This window comes from Labrenzia sp. THAF191a (assembly GCF_009363335.1).
In the GTDB taxonomy this organism is placed as follows: Bacteria; Pseudomonadota; Alphaproteobacteria; order Rhizobiales; family Stappiaceae; genus Roseibium; species Roseibium algicola.
The window spans coordinates 2,266,266-2,288,788 of sequence record NZ_CP045333.1 but is presented as its reverse complement, the minus strand read 5'-3'; the positions used below and the strand labels follow the sequence as shown (position 1 = coordinate 2,288,788).

The 22,523-nt window shown below is 59.9% G+C and carries 21 protein-coding genes and 1 tRNA gene; 7 read left to right on the top strand and 15 right to left on the bottom strand.

Annotated elements, in window-relative coordinates; genetic code table 11:
* Positions 1–26 precede the first annotated feature (26 nt).
* The 3 genes from FIV05_RS10560 to FIV05_RS10550 all read right to left on the bottom strand — a co-directional run bounded on the left by FIV05_RS10560 (position 27) and on the right by FIV05_RS10550 (position 1,592).
* Entirely contained in the window at positions 27–296 is a 270-nt protein-coding gene (locus FIV05_RS10560) for a DUF2312 domain-containing protein (RefSeq protein ID WP_031270542.1), read from the bottom strand.
* A gap of 152 nt (positions 297–448) precedes the next feature.
* Complete coding sequence (locus tag FIV05_RS10555; RefSeq protein WP_152509530.1) at positions 449–745, bottom strand: DUF1244 domain-containing protein; 297 nt, start codon at positions 743–745, stop codon at positions 449–451.
* Positions 746–782: 37 nt separating this feature from the next.
* Positions 783–1,592 carry an N-formylglutamate amidohydrolase gene (locus FIV05_RS10550; protein ID WP_152509529.1) on the bottom strand — a complete coding sequence of 270 codons (810 nt, stop codon included), beginning with the start codon at positions 1,590–1,592 and terminating at the stop codon, positions 783–785.
* Between the two features lie 467 nt (positions 1,593–2,059).
* Between FIV05_RS10550 and FIV05_RS10545 the strand changes: the two genes are divergently transcribed.
* Together FIV05_RS10545 and pyk are read left to right on the top strand one after the other, a co-directional pair.
* The gene (locus FIV05_RS10545; protein WP_228148130.1) at positions 2,060–2,491 is read left to right on the top strand and encodes a DUF1036 domain-containing protein; all 432 of its coding nucleotides are present in this window, start codon (positions 2,060–2,062) and stop codon (positions 2,489–2,491) included.
* The gene (gene pyk / locus FIV05_RS10540; RefSeq protein WP_023003528.1) at positions 2,488–3,924 is read left to right on the top strand and encodes a pyruvate kinase; all 1,437 of its coding nucleotides are present in this window, start codon (positions 2,488–2,490) and stop codon (positions 3,922–3,924) included. The genes FIV05_RS10545 and pyk overlap by 4 nt, the downstream gene beginning before the upstream one ends.
* 57 nt (positions 3,925–3,981) lie before the next feature.
* Here the strand turns inward: pyk and FIV05_RS10535 are convergent, their stop codons facing one another.
* The 5 genes from FIV05_RS10535 to cpdR form a co-directional block, all read right to left on the bottom strand.
* Positions 3,982–4,989 (bottom strand): alpha/beta hydrolase, encoded by a 1,008-nt coding sequence (locus FIV05_RS10535; protein ID WP_209009932.1) that lies wholly within the window; start codon positions 4,987–4,989, stop codon positions 3,982–3,984.
* Between the two features lie 99 nt (positions 4,990–5,088).
* A complete protein-coding gene (locus FIV05_RS10530) occupies positions 5,089–5,751 on the bottom strand; it encodes a tetratricopeptide repeat protein (protein ID WP_062487005.1) in 663 nt (220 codons plus the stop codon).
* A gap of 162 nt (positions 5,752–5,913) precedes the next feature.
* Entirely contained in the window at positions 5,914–6,039 is a 126-nt protein-coding gene (gene ykgO, locus FIV05_RS10525; RefSeq protein WP_006932207.1) for a type B 50S ribosomal protein L36, read from the bottom strand.
* 149 nt (positions 6,040–6,188) lie between these two features.
* Positions 6,189–6,263: transfer RNA gene (locus tag FIV05_RS10520), tRNA-Val, on the bottom strand.
* 149 nt (positions 6,264–6,412) lie between these two features.
* A complete protein-coding gene (cpdR, locus tag FIV05_RS10515) occupies positions 6,413–6,772 on the bottom strand; it encodes a cell cycle two-component system response regulator CpdR (RefSeq protein ID WP_006932209.1) in 360 nt (119 codons plus the stop codon).
* Positions 6,773–7,216: 444 nt separating this feature from the next.
* Between cpdR and FIV05_RS10510 the strand changes: the two genes are divergently transcribed.
* Both FIV05_RS10510 and hisN read left to right on the top strand, forming a co-directional pair.
* Entirely contained in the window at positions 7,217–8,062 is an 846-nt protein-coding gene (locus FIV05_RS10510; protein ID WP_173013981.1) for an N-formylglutamate amidohydrolase, read from the top strand.
* A gap of 267 nt (positions 8,063–8,329) precedes the next feature.
* Positions 8,330–9,136 carry a histidinol-phosphatase gene (hisN, locus tag FIV05_RS10505; RefSeq protein ID WP_152509526.1) on the top strand — a complete coding sequence of 269 codons (807 nt, stop codon included), beginning with the start codon at positions 8,330–8,332 and terminating at the stop codon, positions 9,134–9,136.
* 30 nt (positions 9,137–9,166) lie between these two features.
* Here the strand turns inward: hisN and FIV05_RS10500 are convergent, their stop codons facing one another.
* Both FIV05_RS10500 and FIV05_RS10495 read right to left on the bottom strand, forming a co-directional pair.
* Positions 9,167–10,240 (bottom strand): alpha/beta hydrolase, encoded by a 1,074-nt coding sequence (locus FIV05_RS10500; protein ID WP_152509525.1) that lies wholly within the window; start codon positions 10,238–10,240, stop codon positions 9,167–9,169.
* Positions 10,241–10,455: 215 nt separating this feature from the next.
* Positions 10,456–10,872, bottom strand: a complete 417-nt coding sequence (locus FIV05_RS10495; RefSeq protein WP_152509524.1) for a hypothetical protein — start codon at positions 10,870–10,872, stop codon at positions 10,456–10,458.
* A 274-nt stretch (positions 10,873–11,146) separates the two neighbouring features.
* Between FIV05_RS10495 and FIV05_RS10490 the strand changes: the two genes are divergently transcribed.
* Positions 11,147–11,593, top strand: coding sequence for an Hsp20 family protein (locus FIV05_RS10490; RefSeq protein ID WP_055661173.1), 447 nt, complete (start codon positions 11,147–11,149; stop codon positions 11,591–11,593).
* 108 nt (positions 11,594–11,701) lie between these two features.
* Here the strand turns inward: FIV05_RS10490 and FIV05_RS10485 are convergent, their stop codons facing one another.
* The 5 genes from FIV05_RS10485 to FIV05_RS10465 form a co-directional block, all read right to left on the bottom strand.
* Positions 11,702–12,760, bottom strand: a complete 1,059-nt coding sequence (locus FIV05_RS10485) for a low specificity L-threonine aldolase (protein WP_152509523.1) — start codon at positions 12,758–12,760, stop codon at positions 11,702–11,704.
* Between the two features lie 43 nt (positions 12,761–12,803).
* Positions 12,804–13,388 carry a DoxX family protein gene (locus tag FIV05_RS10480; RefSeq protein ID WP_152509522.1) on the bottom strand — a complete coding sequence of 195 codons (585 nt, stop codon included), beginning with the start codon at positions 13,386–13,388 and terminating at the stop codon, positions 12,804–12,806.
* 43 nt (positions 13,389–13,431) lie between these two features.
* The gene (locus tag FIV05_RS10475; RefSeq protein WP_152509521.1) at positions 13,432–14,217 is read right to left on the bottom strand and encodes a DNA-binding domain-containing protein; all 786 of its coding nucleotides are present in this window, start codon (positions 14,215–14,217) and stop codon (positions 13,432–13,434) included.
* 1 nt (position 14,218) lies between these two features.
* Positions 14,219–15,115: a DUF692 domain-containing protein gene (locus FIV05_RS10470; protein ID WP_152509520.1), complete on the bottom strand. Its 897-nt coding sequence runs from the start codon at positions 15,113–15,115 to the stop codon at positions 14,219–14,221.
* Positions 15,116–15,304: 189 nt separating this feature from the next.
* Entirely contained in the window at positions 15,305–15,604 is a 300-nt protein-coding gene (locus FIV05_RS10465) for a DUF2282 domain-containing protein (RefSeq protein WP_152509519.1), read from the bottom strand.
* Positions 15,605–16,272: 668 nt separating this feature from the next.
* On the opposite strand from FIV05_RS10465, the gene gltB reads away from it, so the two are divergent.
* Both gltB and FIV05_RS10455 read left to right on the top strand, forming a co-directional pair.
* Positions 16,273–20,949: a glutamate synthase large subunit gene (gene gltB, locus FIV05_RS10460; protein ID WP_286202284.1), complete on the top strand. Its 4,677-nt coding sequence runs from the start codon at positions 16,273–16,275 to the stop codon at positions 20,947–20,949.
* Positions 20,950–21,040: 91 nt separating this feature from the next.
* Complete coding sequence (locus FIV05_RS10455) at positions 21,041–22,471, top strand: glutamate synthase subunit beta (RefSeq protein ID WP_031270545.1); 1,431 nt, start codon at positions 21,041–21,043, stop codon at positions 22,469–22,471.
* Positions 22,472–22,523 lie beyond the last annotated feature (52 nt).

The window sequence follows — 22,523 nt, the reverse complement described above, 5'->3', positions numbered from 1 at the left end:
TCGTGAACCGCGGTTACCGCAGCTTGTCAGCCTTCGCCGCCGCCAGCACCGCCAGCCATGCCAAGTGCATGCAGGTAGAGATCGAGAACCGCCTCTTCCTCTTCACGCTCATGCGGCTGCTTCTTGCGCAGGGAAACGACCTTCCGCAGGATCTTGACGTCAAAGCCGTTGCCCTTGGCTTCCGCATAGACGTCCTTGATGTCATCGGAGATGACTTTCTTTTCTTCTTCAAGACGCTCGATACGCTCAACAAACGCGCGCAGCTGGTCGCCTGCCACTCCACCGGGATCGGACATGTTTTCTGTTTCTCCTTCTCGTACTTCCTTGTCGCGCAGTGCGCGGTCTCAATGGCCGCGGCTGAAATGAGCCGCCGTCAATAACCTGGCCGTGCGTTGCCAGACTCCGCATTGGCCGTCAAGCAGCCAAGCAAGCCGAGGCAACCCCCGGCTCAGTGTTGGGGTTTGTTCTTTTCAAAGGCGGCCTGCTGATCAGCAGTCGCCTCGGTCTGGTATTTGGTCTTCCAATCGTCGTAAGGCATGCCGTAGACGATTTCGCGGGCCTCGGATTTTTCCAGGGAAACGCCCTTGTCCTGGGCCGCGTCCTGATACCAGTTGGACAGGCAGTTGCGGCAGAAACCGGCCAGATTCATCATGTCGATGTTCTGAACGTCCGTCCGTCCACGCAGATGTTCCACAAGGCGTCTGAAAACCGCGGCTTCCAGTTCGAGTTTCGTCTGATCGTCCATCCCGAAGGTCTCCCTGTCCCGGACCGGTGGCCCGGCCTTAAGCAGCGTCGCTACGCGACTTGAAATGCTGGATCCGCCGGCAGTCGGACATGCCGGCAATTTTTCTCAGAACCGGCTCGAGTCGGTCCGCCCATTCAAGCGCTCCAGCCGCGTCGGCAATCAGATCCTGCCGCAGTTCCAGGAGCGCATGTGCCACTCCCCGGCGGGTTGCGTGCCGGTACATTGTGTCGTTTTTGAGAGCTCCGTCGTAGGGTTCATTGTCACCGACGACGATGTCTTCCTGCGCTCTCAAGCCTTCAAGCATGGGCTGAACGGCCCTTGGGTCGCTGTCCCACAGAACGGTGACATGCCAGGGCCGCGGCACGCCGCGCCAGACCGGCGTGAAACTGTGGATGGAGACGATCACCGGCGGCTCGCTCACTTCCATCATGGCATCCAGCGTCTGGTCGATGAGGTCGTGATAAGGCTTGTGGAACCGGTCGATGCGGATCGCCCGCTCCTTCGTGTCGACCTTTGCATTGCCCGGCACGACGGCACCGTCCGACAGGCGCATGATCAGCGTAGGGTCGTCATCGCCCCGGTTCGGATCGATCAGCAGCCGAGAATAGGTAGTCAGGCAAGCTGGTGCAGTGAGTCGCTTCGCCAGTTCGAGCGTGACCGCGCGCGCACCGATGTCGTAACCGATATGGCGTTCGAACTGTTCGGCCGGAACGCCGAGATCGCCATAAGGCTCAGGCACCGTGTTGCGGGCGTGATCGCACAAGAGCAGCAATCCGGAAGTAAAATCGCCCTTTACGTATTCGGTCGGCTGAAAGGCCCGGCCGGTTTCGGCTGCTGGTTCTATCATGTCTCGCTTCGTGGAAACTTTTATGGCTCGCTATCGCGCAGGCGGTCAGGTTTACGGCAAACCGGCGAAGGAACCAAGCCCGAAAACACCGCTTTCCGGCGGCAACACCGCAGGCCATCCACACCTTCCACACCCTTCCTTGCAATCAGGGCACCTGTGTTTTTGCCAAGGTGTGTACAACGCGGTATACGCTTTATTGACAGCTAACACCGATCTGAGGCGGAGCGGCCATGTTCCCGCCCCATTTCTGACGGCATAGGGGGTGGGACTGTTCATTTGGACAAAAAATCCGGACGGTTCGGGAAACAAGTCTGGGCGAAAGGCTCCGTATCCCGTTAACGACGTTGACAAGGCCCCCTTGTCGACGCAAAAAGCGAATGTCTGTAAAGCAGCAAAGCGAACGACTGCATATGTTTAAGGTTGGGGAACGGAACCAGGGCGAGTCTCGGGCATGTATCAGCGTGCCTGTGAAATTTGCCTTTGCTGCATTCCTCACCGTGCTGTTTTTCTCCGCATCCAGTGACGAAGCCAGAGCGGATCTGCGCCTTTGCAACAAGACCGACAGTCAGGTTGGTGTAGCCATCGGCTACAAGGACAAGACCGACTGGGTCACCGAAGGCTGGTGGAACCTTGCTTCCAATTCCTGCGAGACCCTGGTACCCGGGGCGCTGGTGTCACGATACTATTACATCTACGCAGTTGATTATGACCAATTCGGCGAATGGGGTGGCCGGGCGTTCATGTGCACCCGGGAAAAGGAATTCACCATTCGCGGAATTGAGGACTGTGTGGCTCGCGGATTCGAGCGGACAGGCTTTTTTGAAATCGACACGGGCGAACAGAGCAGCTGGACGGTCCAGCTGACCGAACCCGTGCAACAGGGGACAGGTGGGCGATGAGGCGTAACCGGCGAGTCAAAATTCTTGCAACTCTCGGACCCTCCTCCTCAGAACAAGACATCATCGAAAAATTGTATCGCTCCGGTGCGGACGTGTTCCGCATCAACATGAGCCATACCGATCATGATCGTCTGAAGATGCTTGTCGAACGCATCCGTTCTGTTGAGGAGAAGGTTGGGCGGCCAATCGGCATTCTGGCCGATCTGCAGGGACCCAAGCTGCGTGTGGGAACTTTTGCCGACGGTCCGGTCATGCTGGAAAACGGCGCAACGTTCACGCTGGACGCCGACAAGTCCGGCGGCAGCGTCGACAGGGTCCACCTGCCGCATCCCGAAATTCTTCAGGCTCTAGAGCCGGGCCACCGCCTGCTGCTCGATGACGGCAAGATCCAGCTCAAGGTTCTGGAAGCCGACCGCACCAGGGCCGTGACGGAAGTCGTTGTCGGCGGCAAGCTGTCCGACCGCAAGGGCGTCAGCGTTCCCGATTCGGAAATCGCGACCAGCGCCATGACCGAGAAGGACCACAAGGACCTGATCGCCGCCCTCGACCAGAACGTCGACTGGGTGGCCCTGTCCTTCGTGCAGCGCCCGGACGACATTGCCGAAGTGCGCAAGATCACCCGTGGTCGCGCCGGCGTTCTGGCCAAGATCGAAAAGCCGCAGGCCATCGGCCGGCTGGACGAGATCATCGAACTCTCCGACGCCATCATGGTTGCCCGTGGCGACCTGGGTGTTGAACTGCCTCTGGAACAGGTTCCCGGCCTTCAGAAGCGCATCACCCGCGCCTGCCGCCGTGCAGGCAAGCCGGTCGTGATCGCCACGCAGATGCTGGAATCCATGATCAACGCACCGGTGCCGACCCGCGCCGAGGTGTCCGACGTTGCCACCGCCGTGTTCGAAGGTGCAGACGCCGTCATGCTGTCGGCCGAATCCGCTGCAGGCGAATTCCCAATCGAGGCAGTGTCCACCATGGACAAGATCGCCCAGCAGGTGGAACAGGATCCCAACTACCGCACGATCATCTACGCACAGCGGACCGAGCCGGAGGCCACCGGCGCCGACGCGATTTCGGCAGCGGCCCGGCAGATTGCCGAAACGCTGAACCTTGCTGCCGTCGTCTGCTACACGACGTCTGGCGCAACGGGCCTGCGTGCCTCTCGTGAACGTCCGGCCAGCCCGGTGATCGTTCTGTCGCCGGTGCTTGCAACTGCACGTCGCCTGTCGCTCGGCTGGGGCTTGCACTGTGTGGTCAGTGAAGACGCCGCCAACGAGGAAGACATGATCGACCGCGCCTGCCGCATCTCCTTTTCCGAAGGGTTTGCGAAACCGGGTCAGCGCATTATCGTGACCGCAGGTGTGCCGTTCGGCACTCCGGGCTCCACGAACATGCTGCGGATTGCCTTCGTCGGCAACGACGGCCAGGGCGGCATTTGACGATCTAATCGGTTAAAACAAACCGGATGACGAAAGGCGGCTTCAAGGCCGCCTTTTTCATGCCGTGCGCAATGTCCCGGCCCTGGCTTCAGCCGCTCCCGCCTTGTCCTCTGACGCCTCTATCCGCGCCACAAGTCTGTCGACACCGGACACGATTTCATCCGCATGCGTATGCTGGGGCATGTGACCGGCCGCGCCCAGCATCAGCAGCTCCGCATCCGGCAGGTCCTGCAAAAGGCCTTCACAATGGATCGACGGCCAGACCACCGTATCTTTCGTACCCGTGATGATCAGCGACGGCTGCTCCAGCTCGCCATACTGCCGGGACTGTTGCCGCACAGCTTCCTTCAGACTGCAGATGTCCGCCGCGTTCGAGCGGAAGCTTTCGGGACGGAAAAGCAGCGGCAGACGGACAGACGCCGCATAGCCGGCAAGTGGCGGATCCGGATGGAAAACATGCTTCAGCATTTGTGGCACCAGTCGCTCGCCGACAGGGATCGTCAGCGTCCGGGCAAACAGCCAGCCGATGAGAGGCATCGCGGCAACCTTGTAGTACCAGTTGACCCCGCCCGGCCACACATGGCTGACAGGAGCCAGGAAGACGAGCCCTTTCACCCGCTCCGGTGCGGCAAGGCCCACAGCAGCCGTCACGGCTCCCCCGAGCGAATGCCCCACCACCACTGATGTCTCGATGCCGAGTTTCGCGAGCAATCCGGTAATCAGCTTCGCCTGGCTTTCAGGCGTGTTCAGGCCCGTTCTGGAGCGCTGCGAGAACCCAAGCCCCGGACGATCGATGAAAAGAAGCGAATAGCGCCCCTTGAATGCGCCTTCAAAAGCCAACTTCATGTCGTAGGCGTTGCCACTGGCCCCATGCAGGAACACCAGCACAGGCCGCTCGCTGGCCGCCTGTGACGCAGGAATGAAGTGATAGTGCATCTGCGCACCGTTCACCTCGGCAAGACTGCCGTCAGGTGTGTAGGTGCGCGAAATCTGCCTTGCCCTGAAAAGCGAGTAGGCGACAAACAGACAGGCGGCGACAAGAAGAGCAATCAGGAACGGGATCATAGCCCGGACATAGCACCGCGCTCGCAGCAATCAAGCCCGGCGGCATAAAGACAGGCCGACCAGGCTTACTCGAGTGGGCTTACCTCAGGCGGGCTTGCCTCAAGCAGGTTCGCCCTCGGCTTCCTTTTCCAGATCGTTCACGGCCTTGGTGGCATTTTCCAGGCTCGGGTTGACTTCAAGAGCCCGCCGGAACGTCGCCAGCGCTTCGCTTTCGAACCCCAGACGCCGCTGGATGATGGCGAGCCCCGACAAGGCCCCCCAATGACGGGGCTCCAACGCCAGTGTGCGCTCGATATCGACCAGGGACTTGCCGAAATCTTCCGTCATGTAGTGGACTGTCGCACGCCGGTTCCAGCCTTCCGCATAAGTCGGCTTCAGGATGACCACTGTGTCCAGGAGGTCCAGCGCCAACGCATGATCGTCAGCCTGGATTGCCTTGCCGGCCCGCGACATCAGCACATCCACCGTATCACTGCCCGAATCCATCCAGAGCATCTGGATTTCCCGGCCGATACGCTCGGCTTCCTTCGGATTGTCCGATTTGGCGAGATTGGCAAAGAGTTCGTCCAGACGCGACTTCTCGTCTTCCGGATCACTCTCATCGACGACCACCTGCCCGCCGTCTTCCGGAAGATCGTCGGGAAGAGCATTGAAGTCTTCGGCAGAAGGTGGCTCTGCTTCCGGACCGAGATCTGGAACAGGCTGGGCGCTGGCTAGACTGGTGCCGGCGAGAAACAGGAGGGCAAACACAAAAATCCGCATCCGACGATTATGGATCGTTGGATGCGGCGGTCAATCCGGGAATTTGACACATCTTCGTGCACGACGGTGGCAGGGACCTGGCCACCTCTCCCAACAACAAGATAAAGCCTTGTTCAGGAAGAGATTTTCAGTTCTTCCGCCACGCAATGCGCGGCAACAAGATTAGCCCTGGCGTGCTTTGAAACGCGGGTTTTTCTTGTTGATGATGTAGACGCGGCCTTTACGGCGAACCATGCGGTTGTCGCGGTGGCGGGTCATGAGCGCTTTGAGCGAGTTTTTGATCTTCATGTCACTGTCCCCACAAGGGCCCTGCTTCTTTAAACCAAATGAGCGCCAAAGGCGCTCACGTTTGACTGGATTGGTCTAGAAGCTGCGGCAGGTCCTGCGCCTGTCTTCTGATCAATCCGCGCTTCTTGAAACTTCAATCAGCGCAATAATGGTGGGCGTGACAGGGATTGAACCTGTGACCCCTTCGATGTCAACGAAGTGCTCTCCCGCTGAGCTACACGCCCGAATTTCTCGGTAGTCCGACGCCCCAGCGCCGTGGTGGAGTGCGATATAACGGGGATCCGCAAACTGTGCAACCCCCCTTTTTCACCGAACTGTCAAAATTTCCCCAGCCCGGTTCGCAACCCCTGTTTTCCGCCGCGTCAACACCTTGTCAGGCGGCCAGCATGCGCTCCACTTCCTGGACAAGGTCTTTAAGATGGAATGGCTTGGAGAGGACCTTGGCGTCCTTGGGAGCATCCGATTCCGGATTGAGGGCAACGGCGGCAAATCCGGTAATGAACATCACCTTCAGGTCCGGATCGAGTTCCGTAGCCCGGCGCGCCAGCTCGATCCCGTCCATCTCCGGCATCACGATATCGGTCAGAAGCAGAGAAAACGGTTCCTCGCGCAGGCGCTCGTAGGCGCTTCTGCCGTTATCGAACGAAACGACGTCATGACCGGCATTTTCCAGCGCCTTCGCCAGAAAGCGGCGCATGTCATTATCATCTTCGGCAAGCAGGATACGCGGCATCGTAATTGACCAGGTCCTTTGTTCGTGTGGGTTCGGTTCCCTTTCTGCCGGTTATAGCTCGAATTCCACAGAATGATAGGGTGAATTGGATCACGTCCCCACGGTGTGGATAGGCTCTTGTTGAGAAAGAACCATCACTTGCCTCGTGAGAACCTGTCGGCTTCTCACGTTAAGGAAAATCGTCATGGTGCAGGCATTCCCGGGCCATTGGTACTGCTGTGGCATTAGTGGCATCTGGCCATTCCTGCCCTCGATCACCAGATGTTTCCCCACAGCCGCGGGGCTTTTGATCCCACCAAGGTGGACTGCGCCGCGATTCCTTGGCACCATGGGCCATGGCCTGCACCGGGCGGCAACCAGGACACACCATTGACGGACGACAAGCAGCCTTCCCCACAAGCCTCCTTCGAGGCGGACTTTAACGGCTTTCCAGCGTTTGAAGTTTTGTGTCCTGCGGACCAAAGGGTTCCGTTCGTTTTCAATTCGCCCCATTCCGGCAGGCAATATTCCAAGAGCTTTCTAGCGTCTTCCCGCCTGGACGAAACAGCCATCCGGCGGTCGGAGGATGCTTATGTCGACGATCTGTTTGCCCATGTCGTGCCGCTCGGCGCGCCGCTCCTGCGTGCGCATTTCCCCAGGGCCTACCTTGATGTGAACCGCGAGCCCTATGAGCTCGACCCGAAGATGTTCGACGGGCGTCTGCCGACCTATGCCAACAGCCGTTCGATCCGCGTGGCCGGCGGGCTTGGCACCGTGGCGCGCATCGTCAGCGAGAACCACGAGATCTACAGGCACAAGCTGCCGGTGTCCGAAGCCCTCAGCCGGGTGGAGGAGATCTACAAGCCTTACCACACCACTTTGCGCCGGCTTCTGGCCCAGACCCATGTCACCTTCGGCTACGCCGTTCTGATCGATTGTCATTCCATGCCTTCAAGCGTGAAATGCCAGACCACCGACACGCGGCCGGATTTCATCCTGGGTGACCGCTATGGCACCAGCTGCAGCAGCGACCTGACGGAGTTCGCCTGCTCGGTGCTGAAGGAGATGGGCTACACCGTCTCGCGCAACAAGCCGTATGCGGGCGGTTTCATCACCGAACACTACGGCCGCCCCACAAGCGGTCTGCATGCCCTGCAGATCGAAATCAATCGCGGGCTCTATATGGACGAGGCAACCCACCAGCCGACCCCCGGCTTCGGCGACCTCTTCCACGACCTGTGCCAGTTTGCCCGCGAACTGACCTCCATGCCGGATGCAGCCTTGCCGGCGGACTCCATCGCAGCGGAATAAAACCCCGGACCAAAAAAAAGGCCGCTCTCAAAAGAGGCGGCCCGAGTCTAGGGAGGAAACGCCCAAGGAGGGCGGTACGACACAACGTATCGCACCGCAATAAAATCGCATTGCACCGCACAAAGGTCAAGCCCGACAGCCCTTTGAAACTGATCAAAGTATGAGCAGTCATTCAGGTTTTGCAGATTCATTTTTTTGCAGAACCGGTTATACAAGCGGCAATTCACGTTGATTTGGGTTTTGAGCGGTTTCCGCAGCCAGGAGGTAATGATGTCGGCAGGGCCTGTTTCCAGTTCCAATTTGTTTGCCCCGTTTCTGGACAGGCTGGCGGAAGCAGCCAGCGGTGCGATCATGCCGCATTTCCGCCAGGGCTTTGCAATCGACAACAAGTGGAAAGCCGGCTTCGACCCGGTCACCATCGCCGACAAGAACGGTGAAACGGCGATGCGCGCCCTGATCAACGAGACCTATCCGGACCACGGAATCCTTGGCGAAGAACACGGCCCGGAAAATCTCGACGCTGAACATGTGTGGGTGCTGGACCCGATTGACGGTACCCGTGCCTTCATCACCGGCCTGCCCACCTGGGGCACGCTGATCGGCCTGCGGACCAATGGCGTTCCAAGCCTCGGCATGATGGTTCAGCCCTATATCGGCGAACGGTTCGGTGGCGACGGCAAGACGGCCTGGTACGATGGGCCTCTGGGTGCCAGGCAGCTCAAGACCCGGCCCTGTCAGAAGCTGGAAGATGCCACTATTTTCACCACCACACCGGCACTTTTCAACGAAGGCGAACGCCAGGCGTTCGACCAGATCGAAGCTGCCGTGCAGTTATCCCGCTATGGTACCGACTGCTATGCCTACTGCATGGTCGCAGCCGGGCACGGCGACGCGGTAATCGAATCCGGTCTGCAAGCCTATGATATCGTTGCACTTGTGCCGATCATTGAAGGAGCAGGCGGCGTTGTCACGACGTGGACTGGCGGCTCTCCGGCCGACGGCGGCCAAATCGTTGCGTCAGGCGACCCGCTCCTGCATGAAATCCTCCTGCGGAACCTCGCAAAGGCAGATTGACCGTCCACACGGCCATATCAGGGCGTGGGATCAGCTTTGGGCGCGTTCCAGCGCCTGTTCGGCTTCAAGGCCAGGCACAAAGGCATCGAACGCCGCCCAGAACTGGTCGCGGAAGGCATCGCGTTCCATCATCAGTTCGTGCTCGGCGCCCGCGATTTCCACATAGGCAGTCGCCTTCGCCCGCGCCACGAAGTCCTCGATCATGGGTGTGGAGACGATCCGGTCGTTGCCCGCAGCCAGCACCAGACAGGGTAATTTGATATTCGGCCCGGCCTCCCGCCGGCGCAGCGCCAGCATGGCGCGGCCGGTCGCACCCAGCCAACCGAGAGTGGGAGACCCGACACCCAGCTCTGGCGCCTCTTCCAGCACCTTGTTGAACCGCTCGAACCGCGCCTTGTCCGTCGTTTGCCGGTTGCTTTCATAGGGCACGGAAATTTCAGCGTTGCCCCCCGGCACAAACAATCTGCCAAGACCGAACATCGACAACAGGCGGGCAACCGGAATGGCAACCTTTTCAATCAGCCAGGACGTCTTGGGAGAGGTTGCCTTCAGGCCCGGGCGGCCAAACAGCCCCAGAGTGAGCTTGCGCAGGATCGACCGGAACCCGGACACCAGGCCGGGAGACCAAGTTCCCGTCGGCAGGCCCAGCAGCGGCGCTGTCAGCACCGCGCGGTCCAGCATCGTCCGCAGACGGTCCGTATCGGACAGGACAACCAGCGCTCCGGTAGAGTGGGCAAGCGCAAAGTGAGGCCCAGGGTAGGTCGCCAGTGAAACTTCCTTCAGGACAGTGCGCAAATCCAGCTTGTACTTGTTGAAGTTCGAAACGTGTCCGCGTCTGGGATTGCGGGTCAGGCGTTGCGACCCGCCCTGCCCGCGCCAGTCGAAGGCGATGACGGCAAAACCCCGCTGACGAAGATCCTCGATCACCTCGAAGTATTTCTCGATGAACTCCGCCCGCCCCTGAAGCAGTGTCACCGTACCCTTGCGCCGGGCACCGGCGGCGGGCCAATGCGCATACCGGATTTTCTTGTCATCCGGCGTCGTGACGAACCCGGATCGCGCCCCTTCGGGCACCGGATTGTCGGGATGGTCGATCAAGGTCATGCGCTGCGAATCACTCGGGCTCGTTGAGAGTTTGTTTTTCAAACAGATAATGGTTTTTCGTCAACAACTCGTCACGCCTGCAGATCCTGCCGGCACCGTCCGGCTTTGTCTTGCATCGTCAAGTGATACCCGTGCCAGGCGCCCCTCACAACAAGCTTCAGGCCGGCTCCCTGGGAAGCCGGCCCTGAAAGGGTCAGACAGCTTGTAGCTGCTGCTTAGTACCAGCGGCGCTGCCAGTGACCACGCTTACCGATCGGATGGCTGCGGACAATGTTGGCATTGCGGGAATCGACGACCAGCCGAACCGGCATGCCACGCCAGCCTTTTGCCCGGACGATGTACATCGGGCCACGGCGGTCGAGGATCTTGATATGGTCGAAACCGCGGTGACGCAGGCTGCGGCGGATCTGGCGCGGACCCATTTCGAAATGGCGACCACCGTGACGGCCGTTCCAGTTGCCACGGCCATTACCACGACGATGATCGACCTTGACCACCAGCTCGGCTTTTGCCGGTTCGATCTGGGTCTTTCCAACCAGCGGGGCAGCGGATGCGGTGGTGATGAAACCTGCGGACACCAGCAGAATGGCACCGGCGATCGGGGCGGACAATTTCGAAACATTGGCAAACATCTTCAAATCTCCAGTTTGTTCCGCCAGCGCCGTGCTGACGTTGGATTGAAGATGCACCGGGCCACTTGAACGCAACCGGAAGGCACTGTTCATGTGGCGTTCATGTTTCCACGACGCCCCACATTTCCCGCCTCTTGAAATGAAAATCCGAATTACCAAATCTCTTCATGCAAGCGCCAGACCGGGTTTGCACCGCAGCCTGTCCCGCCAATCCGGGGGACCAAGGACTGCTCAACATCAGTGAAGTATCAGTTGCTCAAGAGAGGACAGACACATGCGTCACTTCGACTTTTCTCCACTTTACCGCTCCACCGTCGGTTTCGACCGGCTTTTCTCGATGCTCGATGCCGCCGGCAACGAAGCTCCGAGCTATCCGCCCTATAACATCGAGCGCACGGGCGAAAACGCCTACCGCATCACGATGGCCGTGGCAGGCTTCTCCGACGACGAACTGAGCGTCGAAGCCAAGGAGCACACGCTCACCATCAAGGGTGAAAAAGCTGAAGAAGATGCCAGCCGGGAAATTCTCTACCGCGGCATTGCCTCGCGCACCTTTGAACGCCGCTTCCAGATTGCCGAACATGTCCGCGTGGAAGGGGCAAGCCTCGAAAACGGCTTGCTGCACGTTGATCTTGTCCGGGAAATCCCGGAAGCCATGAAGCCGCGCAAGATCGAAATCACCAGTGGTGAAACCAAGCAGATCGAAACCACGGCGCACTAACCGCCTGGTTCAACTGCGGCAATCGCATCATCGGGGCGCCTGGGAAACCAGGCGCCTTTTTTGATGTTACTGCACGTCACGAGACATCTCTGCACAGCAGAGCGGCCCTCAGACCGTCCCGGACAGCACTTTCAGAAACGCATCGACGTCTTCATCCGTCGTTGCAAAACTGGTGACGAGACGCACACAGACTTCGTCCGATGCCGGAGCGTGGCCTTCGGCGAGGCCCTCTGCAGGCCATTCATAGAGCTTGGCACCGGCTGCCTGAAGAGCTTCCATCTGGCTGCGTTTCAGGATCGGGAACAGTTCGTTGGCTTCCACCGCCCAGGCAGTACGCCCTCCGGCCTGCCTGATGCCTTCGGCAAGACGGGTTGCCATGCCGTTGGCATGGCTTGCGGTCGTCAGCCAGGTGTCATCCTGGAAATAGCCTTCGAACTGGGCCGCCACGAAGCGGCTCTTGGAGAAAAGGTGACCGCCGCGCTTGCGGAAATACTCAAAGGATTTCGCGGCGTCCAGGTCAAAGAAAACCACGGCCTCCGCACACCAGCAGCCGTTTTTAGTGGCTCCGAAGGAAAGCACGTCCACACCCGCTTTCCATGTCATGTCTGCCGCCGAACAGCCAAGTGTCACAAGCGCATTGGCAAATCGTGCGCCGTCCATGTGAAGCGGCACCGAACGGGACCGGCAGACATCCTTGATCGCGCCTATTTCATCCAGCGTATAGACGGTGCCGCATTCGGTTGCCTGGCTGATGGAAACGGACGCGACCTGACCATGGTGGACAACACCGTCAGGAACCTGCGCCATCTTTTCGCGAAGGGCATCGGCGGAGAACCGGCCGTTTGGTCCCTTCACGCTCAACAGCTTGTTGCCGCCGGTCATGAACTCGGGGCAATTGCATTCATCAACCTGAATATGCGCACCGGAATGGCAGAAGATCGCCCCGCCCGGCTTGGCACAGGAAGCCAGCGCCAAGGAATTCGCCGCTGAACCGGTCGCCACGAAGAAGACGGCCACTTCACGTTCGAAGATCTCGTTGAACGTGGCGGAGACGGAATCGGTCAACGGGTCGGTGCCGTAGGCTGGCGAGAACCCGTCATTATAGCGGGCCAGCGCCGACATCACCGCCGGAGCCGCACCCGCCCAATTGTCACTGGCAAAATTCATGTGCCGGTTTAATCACTTGGCATCACAACCGGCAACCGATTTTTCAGTAGTACATCTCGCGCTTGCGATAGGACCGGCCGAGCAGCCAGTCCAGCGAGACGACACCCGGCCCCTTGAGCATCGGCACCAGCAACAGGAAGATCCAGAGCAACCGGTCATCGGCGATGATCGCATAAGGTTCACCGTCGAACAGCGCCCCGATCGTCTTTGCATCAGCCCCATGGCCATAGATGTCGACATAGGTCATGACGCAGATGAAAACGATCATGCCGAGGCTTGCGAAGCGGGTGAATAGACCGACAACCACCATCACCGGCAGGACAAATTCACCCCAGGTGCCCAGAAGCACCATGAGACCATACGGGAAGAACGCAATCTGACTGGTGTCGTAGCTGACCTGTTCCATCATCTTGGGCAGCATCTGCGCATAGGCACCTGCGGTTGGCGTGAAGATGTTCATGATGTTGCCGCCTATTTTCGTCATCGCCGAGTTCAGGAAGAACTGCAGCAGGATCGCGGCAAAAATGAACCGGGCTGCAAGCCCGATGAACCAGCCATTTGTCAGCCGTTCCAGAGCTCCGAACACCATCGTGTAGAGCCTGACGAAAAACCCAATCAGCACACCCATCTAATCCCCCATGATCAAGCGGCATCCATTTGCCGCATGCGTGTTAGTCATCCAGTTGCAGGGCGGAAAATGCACCAGCTGCAAGACAGTCCGAAAGGCAATCGGACAAGGAAAAACCGTCGTCTTCCTCCTGAGCCCGGCTTGCCGCTGCTGCAAGCGTCTGCCCTTGCAGGAGATCCATCGTGAAAACAGCCCCGCCCGGACGCAGCAGATAGACATCCACCTCCATGTCCGGCCGGGTAATCATTACCGATTGCGGCTCGTCAAGATCGACAGCTTCAGCCTCATCGGGTTCAAACCTGTTGGCTCGCGCAATCGCCCAGATCGGCCAGGCAGATGTCACGACGTGCGCCGCCGGATGCGGTACGAAGCGAACGTCCCCGAGTCTTTGCGGATCGATGCTGCCCAGGATTGCCGGATCGAGAGGCGCGGCATCCGCCGCATGATAGGCTTGGAGCCAAGACCATTCCAGCCGGGCAACATCGCCGAGATAAGGATATGCCTTGAGCGGCGGAAACGCGTCCAGGAAATCGGCGAAACCGGCGCCGTACCAGATCAACACAGGCGATACCGGCGGATGAGCTGTCACGAAGGCCTGGGCAAGCGCCCTGAAATACTCTTCCCCCAACAGCGCCTTCACTGCAGGAAAGCTTTCACCGAGCGCTTCGCACAGGCTGACGATGACGTTGTTGCGGTAGACATTGAATCGCTTCGGCGCTGTTTCTCCATCCGGACCAGTCAGTCCATCAGGCGTTGCCATTTGCGGGTCGAGCAGCGCACGCCCAAACGAGGCGGCATTTACCTGCGGCAGGGACAGCGGACCACGCATGTCAGACCGCTTGCTTTCTGCCAGCCTCTGCAGGCTGCGCCAGAATGCGGTCCGCGGCTTGTGCCTCGGCAAGCAGAACCGGCCAGGCGGGAACATTGTTGTCCCACTCGATCAGGGTCGGCAGCGGCCCCTGTAGACGAATGACATCTTCATAAAGCTGCCAAACCGCAAGATCCACTTCCCGGTCATGCGCGTCGATCAGCAGTGGCCGTCCGGCGTCATCCCGGTCAGGCGCATGGCCGCCCAGATGTATTTCGCCGACGGCAGCCATCGGGAAGGCGGCGAGGTAATCTCTCGCGGATCTCTCGTGGTTGGTGCAGGACACATGCACGTTGTTGATGTCGAGCAACAGGCCGCAGCCGGTCCGGCGCGCGATCTCGCTCAGAAAATCCAGTTCGCTCATCGTGCTCTGTGCAAAGGCGACGTAAGTCGACGGATTTTCCAGAAGCATCTGCCGTCCGACGGTCTCCTGCACTTCATCTATGTGATCGCACACACGGTTCAGCGTGGCTTCGTCGTAGGGTACCGGCAACAGGTCGTTGAAATAAGTCGTGTCGTGCGTCGACCAGGCCAGATGTTCGGAAAACAGTCCCGGTTCATATCGCTTGTTCAGGTCTGACAAGCGCCGCAAATGATCCTTGTCCAGAGGCTGTTCACCGCCGATCGAAAGACCGACACCATGTAGAGACAGGGGATACCGCTCGCGGATTGCCTCCAGTTGCCGGTGCGGCGGACCGCCGGCCCCCATGTAGTTTTCGGCATGAACTTCAAAAAAACCGATATCCGCGGACGTTTCCAGAATAGCCGCGACATGCTCCGGCTTCAGACCGGCTCCGGCGCGCGCGGGAACAACCGCCTCGCTGCGCAGTACCGGTGTTGATCGGGTATCGGAAACCATGGGCCCTCCGGGTGGAAAAAGTTTTGTCAGGCAGGCACGCTGGCTGAGGACATCTTCAGACTTGGCTGACTGAAGCACCATGGCTCTTGACTTTGAAAGGGCTGGCGCCCTGCCCGCCTCGGCACCAAGTGCGGGATAAGAAGCTGCCTGCCTGACCAGATTGCCGCAGTTGCGGCCGTCTAAAGCCTATCAGGCTTCCGGCAGGTCGCGCTTAAGTTCGGTCAGAGAGCCGTGACGGCCACCTGGAACATCCATCGTCACGCAGGTGCCCTTCGGGACGAGCGTCCAGGCGTTGCCCTGATAGTCGACGGTCGACGTACCGGCGCAAGTCGTACCTGCACCCGCCTTGCAGTCGTTCTGACCTTTAAGGGACACGCCATAGCATTTTTCCTTGGCCTGGGCGTGGGCCGGAACGGTTGACGACAGACCTGCAACCGCGGTTGCCACCGCACCGGCAACAATTGCTGCAGACATGGCCTTATGCTTCATCTCGATCTCCTCTCGTCTTTGAAAAATCACTGCGTACCGGCGTTTTTGCTGGGCCGCCAGTCACCCACCGTAGATGACCCTATTGAAGATAAATAGGAAATCAAACGCATGTGACTGTTTTGCGAGCATAACTGCACAAAGTTTAACAAACGCAAGATTCTTACATATTTATCGCCGGTTTTGACCTTTCCGGACGATTGGCACTTTTCGCGCGAAACAATTATAATGCGGCGACGCAGAAACACTCTTGCTCACGACGGCGAAATCTGTCATGTTCGCGCCGCTTGGAATAGGACAGGTATGCTGTCCCAATTATCGCCATGCCCAAAACGGCCCGGACAGGGCGCAGGACAACAAGGCATCGGTGATAGCCAGGCTGACCACTGTGCGGATCCGGGGAGGATCCGCAAGGAAGCGAGACGGAACGTTTCGGCAGCGGAGGACCGCTGCGTCAATGCGGCGGTTTGCTTTGATAAACGGCCGTGGTTAATACAACAACAGAGCCGGGGCAGGAAAGCCAGGGTTCGCCGGACCGCATTCTTGATGGAATGCGACCCGAACGGAACCGGACGCTCCCAGCCACGGCGGCACTGGGGTCAACAGTGAGGGCGCACATGACGAAGATAGAGCTGACGACGAGCACAGCCATGCAAGCGGGGAGCGTGGACATGAAGACCACCGCAACCACTACACTTGCGGAACGACTGAGCACGGCCGCCGACAAAGGGCTCTATAATCCGTCGCGCGAACACGACGCCTGCGGTGTCGGCTTTGTCGCCCACATGAAAGGCGAGAAGTCCCACAAGATAATTGCCGACGGTCTGCAGGTTCTTGAAAACCTCACGCACCGCGGCGCAGTTGGTGCCGACCCGCTGATGGGCGACGGTGCAGGCATGCTGGTGCAGATCCCGCACGCGTTCTTTGCAGAAGAACTCGCCAACGCCGGCACCACGCTTCCCGATGCCGGTGAATATGGTGTCGGTTTCATCTTCATGCCGCAGGACGATGAGCTGCGCGCCAAGTGCGAAGCCATCATCGAGCGTGTCATTGAAGACGAAGGCAAGGAACTGATCGGCTGGCGTGACGTGCCTGTCGACAATTCATCGCTTTCCAAGGCGCCGGACATCGCTGCCACCGAACCGGTTTCCCGTCAGGTCTTCATTCGCAAGACCGGCGGTGAGGCAGATGCCTTCGAACGCCGCCTTTATGTACTGCGCAAGGTCATCTCGAACCGTGTGCGTGCCGAAACCGATGCGGTTTCGAAAGGCTTTTATATCGTTTCAATGTCCAGCCGGACCATCGTCTACAAGGGCATGTTCCTCGCCTATCAGCTCGGCGCCTATTACGCCGACCTGAAGGACGAGCGCTTTTCGTCGGCCCTGGCCCTTGTCCACCAGCGTTTTTCCACCAACACGTTCCCGTCCTGGGATCTGTCGCACCCCTACCGGATGGTTGCGCACAACGGTGAGATCAACACGCTGCGCGGCAACGTCAACTGGATGGCGGCTCGTCAGGCGTCCGTATCGTCGGCGCTGCTCGGCGACGACATCTCCAAGCTCTGGCCGATTTCCTATGAAGGCCAGTCGGACACCGCCTGCTTCGACAACGCCCTCGAGTTCCTGGTCATGGGTGGTTATTCGCTCGCCCATGCGGCCATGATGCTGATCCCGGAAGCCTGGGCCGGCAACCCGCTGATGGACGACAACCGTCGTGCCTTCTACGAATACCACGCGGCCCTGATGGAGCCGTGGGACGGCCCGGCAGCCGTTGCCTTCACCGATGGCCGCCAGATCGGCGCAACGCTGGACCGGAACGGCCTGCGTCCCGCCCGCTACATCGTCACCGACGACGACTTCGTCATCATGTCTTCCGAGGTTGGCGTCCTGCCGGTCGAAGAAGAGCGCATTGTCCAGAAATGGCGCCTGCAGCCGGGCAAGATGCTGCTGATCGACATGGACGAAGGCCGGATCGTTTCCGACGACGAAATCAAGCGGCAGCTTTCCACGGCCAACCCATACAAGGACTGGCTGCACCGGTCCCAGATCGTACTGGAAGACCTTCCGGGCGTGCGCCAGCGCGCGCCGGTAGCCGGTGAAAGCCTCCTCGACCGCCAGCAGGCCTTCGGCTACACGGAAGAAGACATCAAGCTTCTGATGACCCCGATGGCAACCGTCGGCCAGGAAGCCATCGGCTCCATGGGCACGGACACGCCGATTTCAGCGCTCTCCGACAAGTCCAAGCTGCTTTACACCTACTTCAAGCAGAACTTCGCCCAGGTCACCAACCCGCCGATCGACCCGATCCGCGAGGAGCTGGTGATGAGCCTAGTCTCCTTCATCGGCCCGCGCCCGAACATCTTCGACCTTGAAGGCCTGTCGACCTCCAAGCGCCTGGAAGTTCGCCAGCCGATCCTCACCAATGAGGACCTGGAGAAGATCCGCGCCATCGGCGACATCGCAGACAACCAGTTCTCCGCCAAGACGCTGGACATCACCTACAATTCCGAGAAAGGCGCTGTCGGTATGGAAGGCGCTCTCGACGAATTGTGCGAGCGCGCCGAAAAGGCGGTTCTGGACGGATACAACATCATCATCCTGTCCGATCGCCTGATCAGCCGGTCACGCATCGCGATCCCGGCACTGCTGGCAACGGCCGCCGTGCACCACCACCTCATCCGCAAGGGTCTCAGGACGTCTGTCGGTCTGGTGGTTGAAACCGGTGAAGCGCGCGAAGTCCACCATTTCTGTGTTCTGGCCGGCTATGGCGCGGAAGCGATCAACCCTTATCTCGCGTTTGAAACGCTGCTTTCCATGCATATGGAAATGGACTTCCCGGAGGAAGTCGATCAGGACGAAGTCGTCTACCGCTACATCAAGTCCATCGACAAGGGCATCCTCAAGGTCATGTCCAAGATGGGCATCTCGACCTACCAGTCCTATTGCGGCGCGCAGATCTTCGACGCTGTCGGCCTCGGCTCGTCCTTCGTGAAGAAGTACTTCTTCGGCACGGCAACCATGATCGAAGGCATCGGCCTTGCCGAAGTCGCCGATGAAACCGTTCTGCGCCACGAGCAGGCCTTCGGCGACGTCGCCATCCTGCGCCGCTCGCTGGAAGTTGGCGGTGAATACGCTTACCGGACCCGTGGTGAAAGCCACATGTGGACCCCGGACTCCGTCGCGCTGCTGCAACATGCAGTGCGCGCGAAGCTCCCGGACACCTATCGCGCCTTCGCCAAGGAAGTGAATGAAAAGAGCGGACGCTACGCGATCCGCGGCCTGTTCCGGATCAAGTCCGCGGACGAAATCGGCCGCTCGCCGATCGCGCTCGACCAGGTGGAACCGGCAGAAGCCATCGTCAAGCGCTTCGTCACCGGCGCCATGTCCTTCGGCTCGATTTCGCGTGAAGCTCACACGACCTTGGCAATCGCCATGAACCAGATCGGCGGCAAGTCGAACACCGGTGAAGGCGGCGAGGAGCCGGAGCGCTTCAATCCGCTGCCGGACGGCTCGTCCAACCCGCAGCGCTCTGCCATCAAGCAGGTTGCTTCCGGCCGTTTTGGCGTGACCACGGAATATCTGGTCAACTCCGACATGATCCAGATTAAGGTCGCCCAGGGTGCAAAGCCCGGCGAAGGCGGCCAGTTGCCGGGTCACAAGGTGGATGCGGTGATCGCCAAGGTACGTCACTCGACCCCGGGCGTCGGCCTGATTTCACCCCCGCCGCACCATGACATCTACTCCATCGAAGATCTGGCGCAGCTGATCTACGACCTGAAAAACGTCAATCCGGAAGCCGATATCTCGGTCAAGCTGGTGTCGGAAGTGGGTGTCGGAACGGTTGCTGCCGGCGTTGCCAAGGCACGCGCCGACCACATCACGATATCCGGTTACGACGGCGGCACCGGTGCATCACCGCTGACCTCGATCAAACACGCCGGCTCTCCCTGGGAAATCGGCCTTGCCGAAACCCAGCAGACCCTGGTGCTGAACGGACTGCGCTCGCGCATCGCCCTTCAGGTCGACGGCGGCATCCGCACAGGCCGGGACGTCATCATCGGTGCGCTTCTTGGTGCCGACGAATTCGGCTTCTCGACCGCTCCGCTGATTGCCGCAGGCTGCCTGATGATGCGCAAGTGCCATCTCAACACCTGCCCGGTCGGCATCGCCACCCAGGACCCGGTCCTGCGCAAGCGCTTCAAGGGCACCCCGGAACACGTCATCAACTACTTCTTCTTCGTCGCCGAAGAAGTTCGTGAGCTGATGGCCAACCTCGGCTTCAAAACGATGGAAGACATGATCGGCCGGTCCGACTTCCTCGACAAGGAAGCCGCGATCGATCACTGGAAGGCCAAGGGTCTCGATTTCTCCCGTATTTTCTTCCAGCCGGAAGCAAAACCGGAAGAGACCCGCTGGACCACGCGTCAGGATCACCCGATCCACGACATCCTGGACCGTCGCCTGATTGCCGCTTCCAAGCCGGCCCTGGACAGCAAGGAACCGACAATTGTCGACGAGACGATCTGTTCCGTCGACCGGTCGGTTGGTGCCATGCTCTCCGGTGAAATCGCCAAGCGGTACGGCAACAAGGGCCTGAAACACCCCGACACCCTGAAGATCAATCTGAAGGGCACGGCAGGCCAGGCGTTCGGCGCCTTCGTCGCCCGCGGCGTCACCATTGATCTTGTCGGCGATGCCAACGACTATGTCGGCAAGGGTCTTGCCGGTGGCAAGCTGATCGTCCGCCCGCCGGAGAACACCCGGATCGTGCCGGAAAACTCGATCATTGTCGGCAACACGGTGCTTTACGGCGCAACCGAAGGTGAATGCTACTTCCGCGGTGTTGCCGGGGAACGCTTTGCAGTTCGCAACTCCGGCGCAGTTGCCGTTGTCGAAGGCGTGGGTGACCACGGCTGCGAATACATGACCGGTGGCGTCGTCGTCGTGATCGGCCAGACCGGACGCAACTTCGCGGCCGGCATGTCCGGCGGCATTGCCTATGTGCTCGATGAAGACGGCACATTCGGCTCCCGCTGCAACCTGGCCATGGTCGAACTGGAACCGGTGACCGAAGAAGACGATCTTCTGGAGAAGCTGCACCACCATGGTGGGGATATCGAGCACAAGGGCCGCGTGGACCTTTCCTGCGACATGACCCGCCATGACGATGAGCGCCTGCGCCAGATGCTGACGAAACATCTGGAACTGACCGGCTCGACAAAGGCCGAGGCAATCCTCGACAACTGGACCCAGTACCGGCCCAAGTTCGTCAAGGTGATGCCGGTCGAATACCGCCGGGCCCTGCGCGAAATGGAAGAGCAGCGCCTCGGCATGGTCGCTGCCGAATAATCCGGCCAAACGCACGAACTGGCTCTCGGCCGCATGACGCGGCCGATTGCAGCCACCCTGGACAGACGCATGAAATTTTGAGGAGGTCGCCTTGGGCAAGGTAACCGGTTTTATGGAAATCGATCGGCAGGAACAGAAGTATCAGCCTGCCTCTGACCGTATTCGCCATTTCCGCGAGTTCACCATTCCGCTGAACGACCAGGACGTCACCAATCAGGCGGCCCGCTGCATGGATTGCGGCATTCCGTTCTGCCACGGCCCGACTGGCTGTCCGGTCAACAACCAGATCCCGGACTGGAACGATCTGGTCTACCAGGGCGACTGGGACTACGCGCTCAAGAACCTGCATTCCACCAACAACTTCCCCGAGTTCACCGGGCGCATCTGCCCGGCTCCTTGCGAGGAAGCCTGCACGCTGAACCTGGAAGACATTCCGGTCAACATCAAGAGCGTGGAACAGGCGATTGCCGACAAGGGTTGGGAAGAAGGCTGGATCGTACCGGAACTGTCGGCAACCAAGACCGGCAAGGCAGTGGCGATCATCGGCTCCGGCCCCGCAGGCATGGCGGCCGCCCAGCAGCTCGCCCGCGCTGGTCACACCGTGCATGTCTATGAACGTGAGCCGAAGGCCGGTGGCCTGCTTCGCTACGGCATTCCCGACTTCAAGATGGAAAAGCACTACATCGACCGCCGCGTGAAGCAGATGGAAGCCGAAGGCGTGACGTTCCATTACGGCGTCAATGTCGGCGTAACCGTTGCCCTGGAAGAACTGGCCGAGCGTCATGACGCGGTTATCCTGTGCGCAGGTGCCGAACGTCCGCGTGATCCGGGTGTCTCCGGCATGGAACTGGAAGGCTGCCATTGGGCGATGCCGTACCTGGTCCAGCAGAACCGCCGGGTCGGCGGTGAGCCGGAAGGCGACGAGGCCCCGATCTGGGCCGGTGGCAAGCATGTCGTCGTCATCGGCGGCGGTGACACCGCGTCCGACTGCGTCGGCACCGCATTCCGTCAGGGAGCCCTGTCGGTGACGCAGCTCGACATTCGCCCGATCCCGCCGTTGAAGGAAGACAAGCTGGCGATCTGGCCGTACTGGCCGACCAAGTTCCGCACCTCGTCGTCGCAGGCTGAAGGCGCTGAACGTGAGTTCTCCGCCGCAACGCTTGCCCTTGTCGGCGAAGACGGCAAGGTTACTGGCGTCAAATGCGCCCGCGTGGACGAAAAGCGCCGCCCGATTGAAGGTACCGAATTCATCCTGCGCGCCGACCTCGTTCTGGCGGCTATCGGCTTTTCCGGCCCGCTGCTGGAAACCTACATCGCTGAAGCCGGCGACAAGCTGGAGCTGGATGGCCGCACCAACGTCAAGGCCAACACCGACGATTACAAGACCAGCCTGGACAAGGTCTATGCTGCCGGCGACGTGCGCAAGGGTCAGTCCCTGGTTGTCTGGGCGATCCGAGAAGGCCGTCAGGCAGCGCGCGCTGTTGACGAGTTCCTCACCGGCTCGACCGACCTGCCGCGCTGAACTCTATTTCCAGAAATGAAAAAACCCCGCCGGCAAACGCCTGCGGGGTTTT

What these genes read in the sequence shown, in the direction of transcription:
- FIV05_RS10560 (WP_031270542.1), bottom strand. Translation starts at nt 296, where the DNA reads ATGTCCGATCCCGGTGGAGTGGCAGGCGACCAGCTGCGCGCGTTTGTT.
- cpdR (WP_006932209.1), bottom strand. Translation starts at nt 6,772, where the DNA reads ATGCCGCGTATCCTGCTTGCCGAAGATGATAATGACATGCGCCGCTTT.
- pyk (WP_023003528.1), top strand. Translation starts at nt 2,488, where the DNA reads ATGAGGCGTAACCGGCGAGTCAAAATTCTTGCAACTCTCGGACCCTCC.
- FIV05_RS10470 (WP_152509520.1), bottom strand. Translation starts at nt 15,115, where the DNA reads ATGGTTTCCGATACCCGATCAACACCGGTACTGCGCAGCGAGGCGGTT.
- FIV05_RS10495 (WP_152509524.1), bottom strand. Translation starts at nt 10,872, where the DNA reads ATGTTTGCCAATGTTTCGAAATTGTCCGCCCCGATCGCCGGTGCCATT.
- FIV05_RS10475 (WP_152509521.1), bottom strand. Translation starts at nt 14,217, where the DNA reads ATGCGTGGTCCGCTGTCCCTGCCGCAGGTAAATGCCGCCTCGTTTGGG.
- FIV05_RS10500 (WP_152509525.1), bottom strand. Translation starts at nt 10,240, where the DNA reads ATGACCTTGATCGACCATCCCGACAATCCGGTGCCCGAAGGGGCGCGA.
- hisN (WP_152509526.1), top strand. Translation starts at nt 8,330, where the DNA reads ATGATGTCGGCAGGGCCTGTTTCCAGTTCCAATTTGTTTGCCCCGTTT.
- FIV05_RS10485 (WP_152509523.1), bottom strand. Translation starts at nt 12,760, where the DNA reads ATGAATTTTGCCAGTGACAATTGGGCGGGTGCGGCTCCGGCGGTGATG.
- FIV05_RS10530 (WP_062487005.1), bottom strand. Translation starts at nt 5,751, where the DNA reads ATGCGGATTTTTGTGTTTGCCCTCCTGTTTCTCGCCGGCACCAGTCTA.
- FIV05_RS10465 (WP_152509519.1), bottom strand. Translation starts at nt 15,604, where the DNA reads ATGAAGCATAAGGCCATGTCTGCAGCAATTGTTGCCGGTGCGGTGGCA.
- FIV05_RS10550 (WP_152509529.1), bottom strand. Translation starts at nt 1,592, where the DNA reads ATGATAGAACCAGCAGCCGAAACCGGCCGGGCCTTTCAGCCGACCGAA.
- FIV05_RS10535 (WP_209009932.1), bottom strand. Translation starts at nt 4,989, where the DNA reads ATGATCCCGTTCCTGATTGCTCTTCTTGTCGCCGCCTGTCTGTTTGTC.
- gltB (WP_286202284.1), top strand. Translation starts at nt 16,273, where the DNA reads ATGAAGACCACCGCAACCACTACACTTGCGGAACGACTGAGCACGGCC.
- FIV05_RS10490 (WP_055661173.1), top strand. Translation starts at nt 11,147, where the DNA reads ATGCGTCACTTCGACTTTTCTCCACTTTACCGCTCCACCGTCGGTTTC.
- ykgO (WP_006932207.1), bottom strand. Translation starts at nt 6,039, where the DNA reads ATGAAGATCAAAAACTCGCTCAAAGCGCTCATGACCCGCCACCGCGAC.
- FIV05_RS10555 (WP_152509530.1), bottom strand. Translation starts at nt 745, where the DNA reads ATGGACGATCAGACGAAACTCGAACTGGAAGCCGCGGTTTTCAGACGC.
- FIV05_RS10480 (WP_152509522.1), bottom strand. Translation starts at nt 13,388, where the DNA reads ATGGGTGTGCTGATTGGGTTTTTCGTCAGGCTCTACACGATGGTGTTC.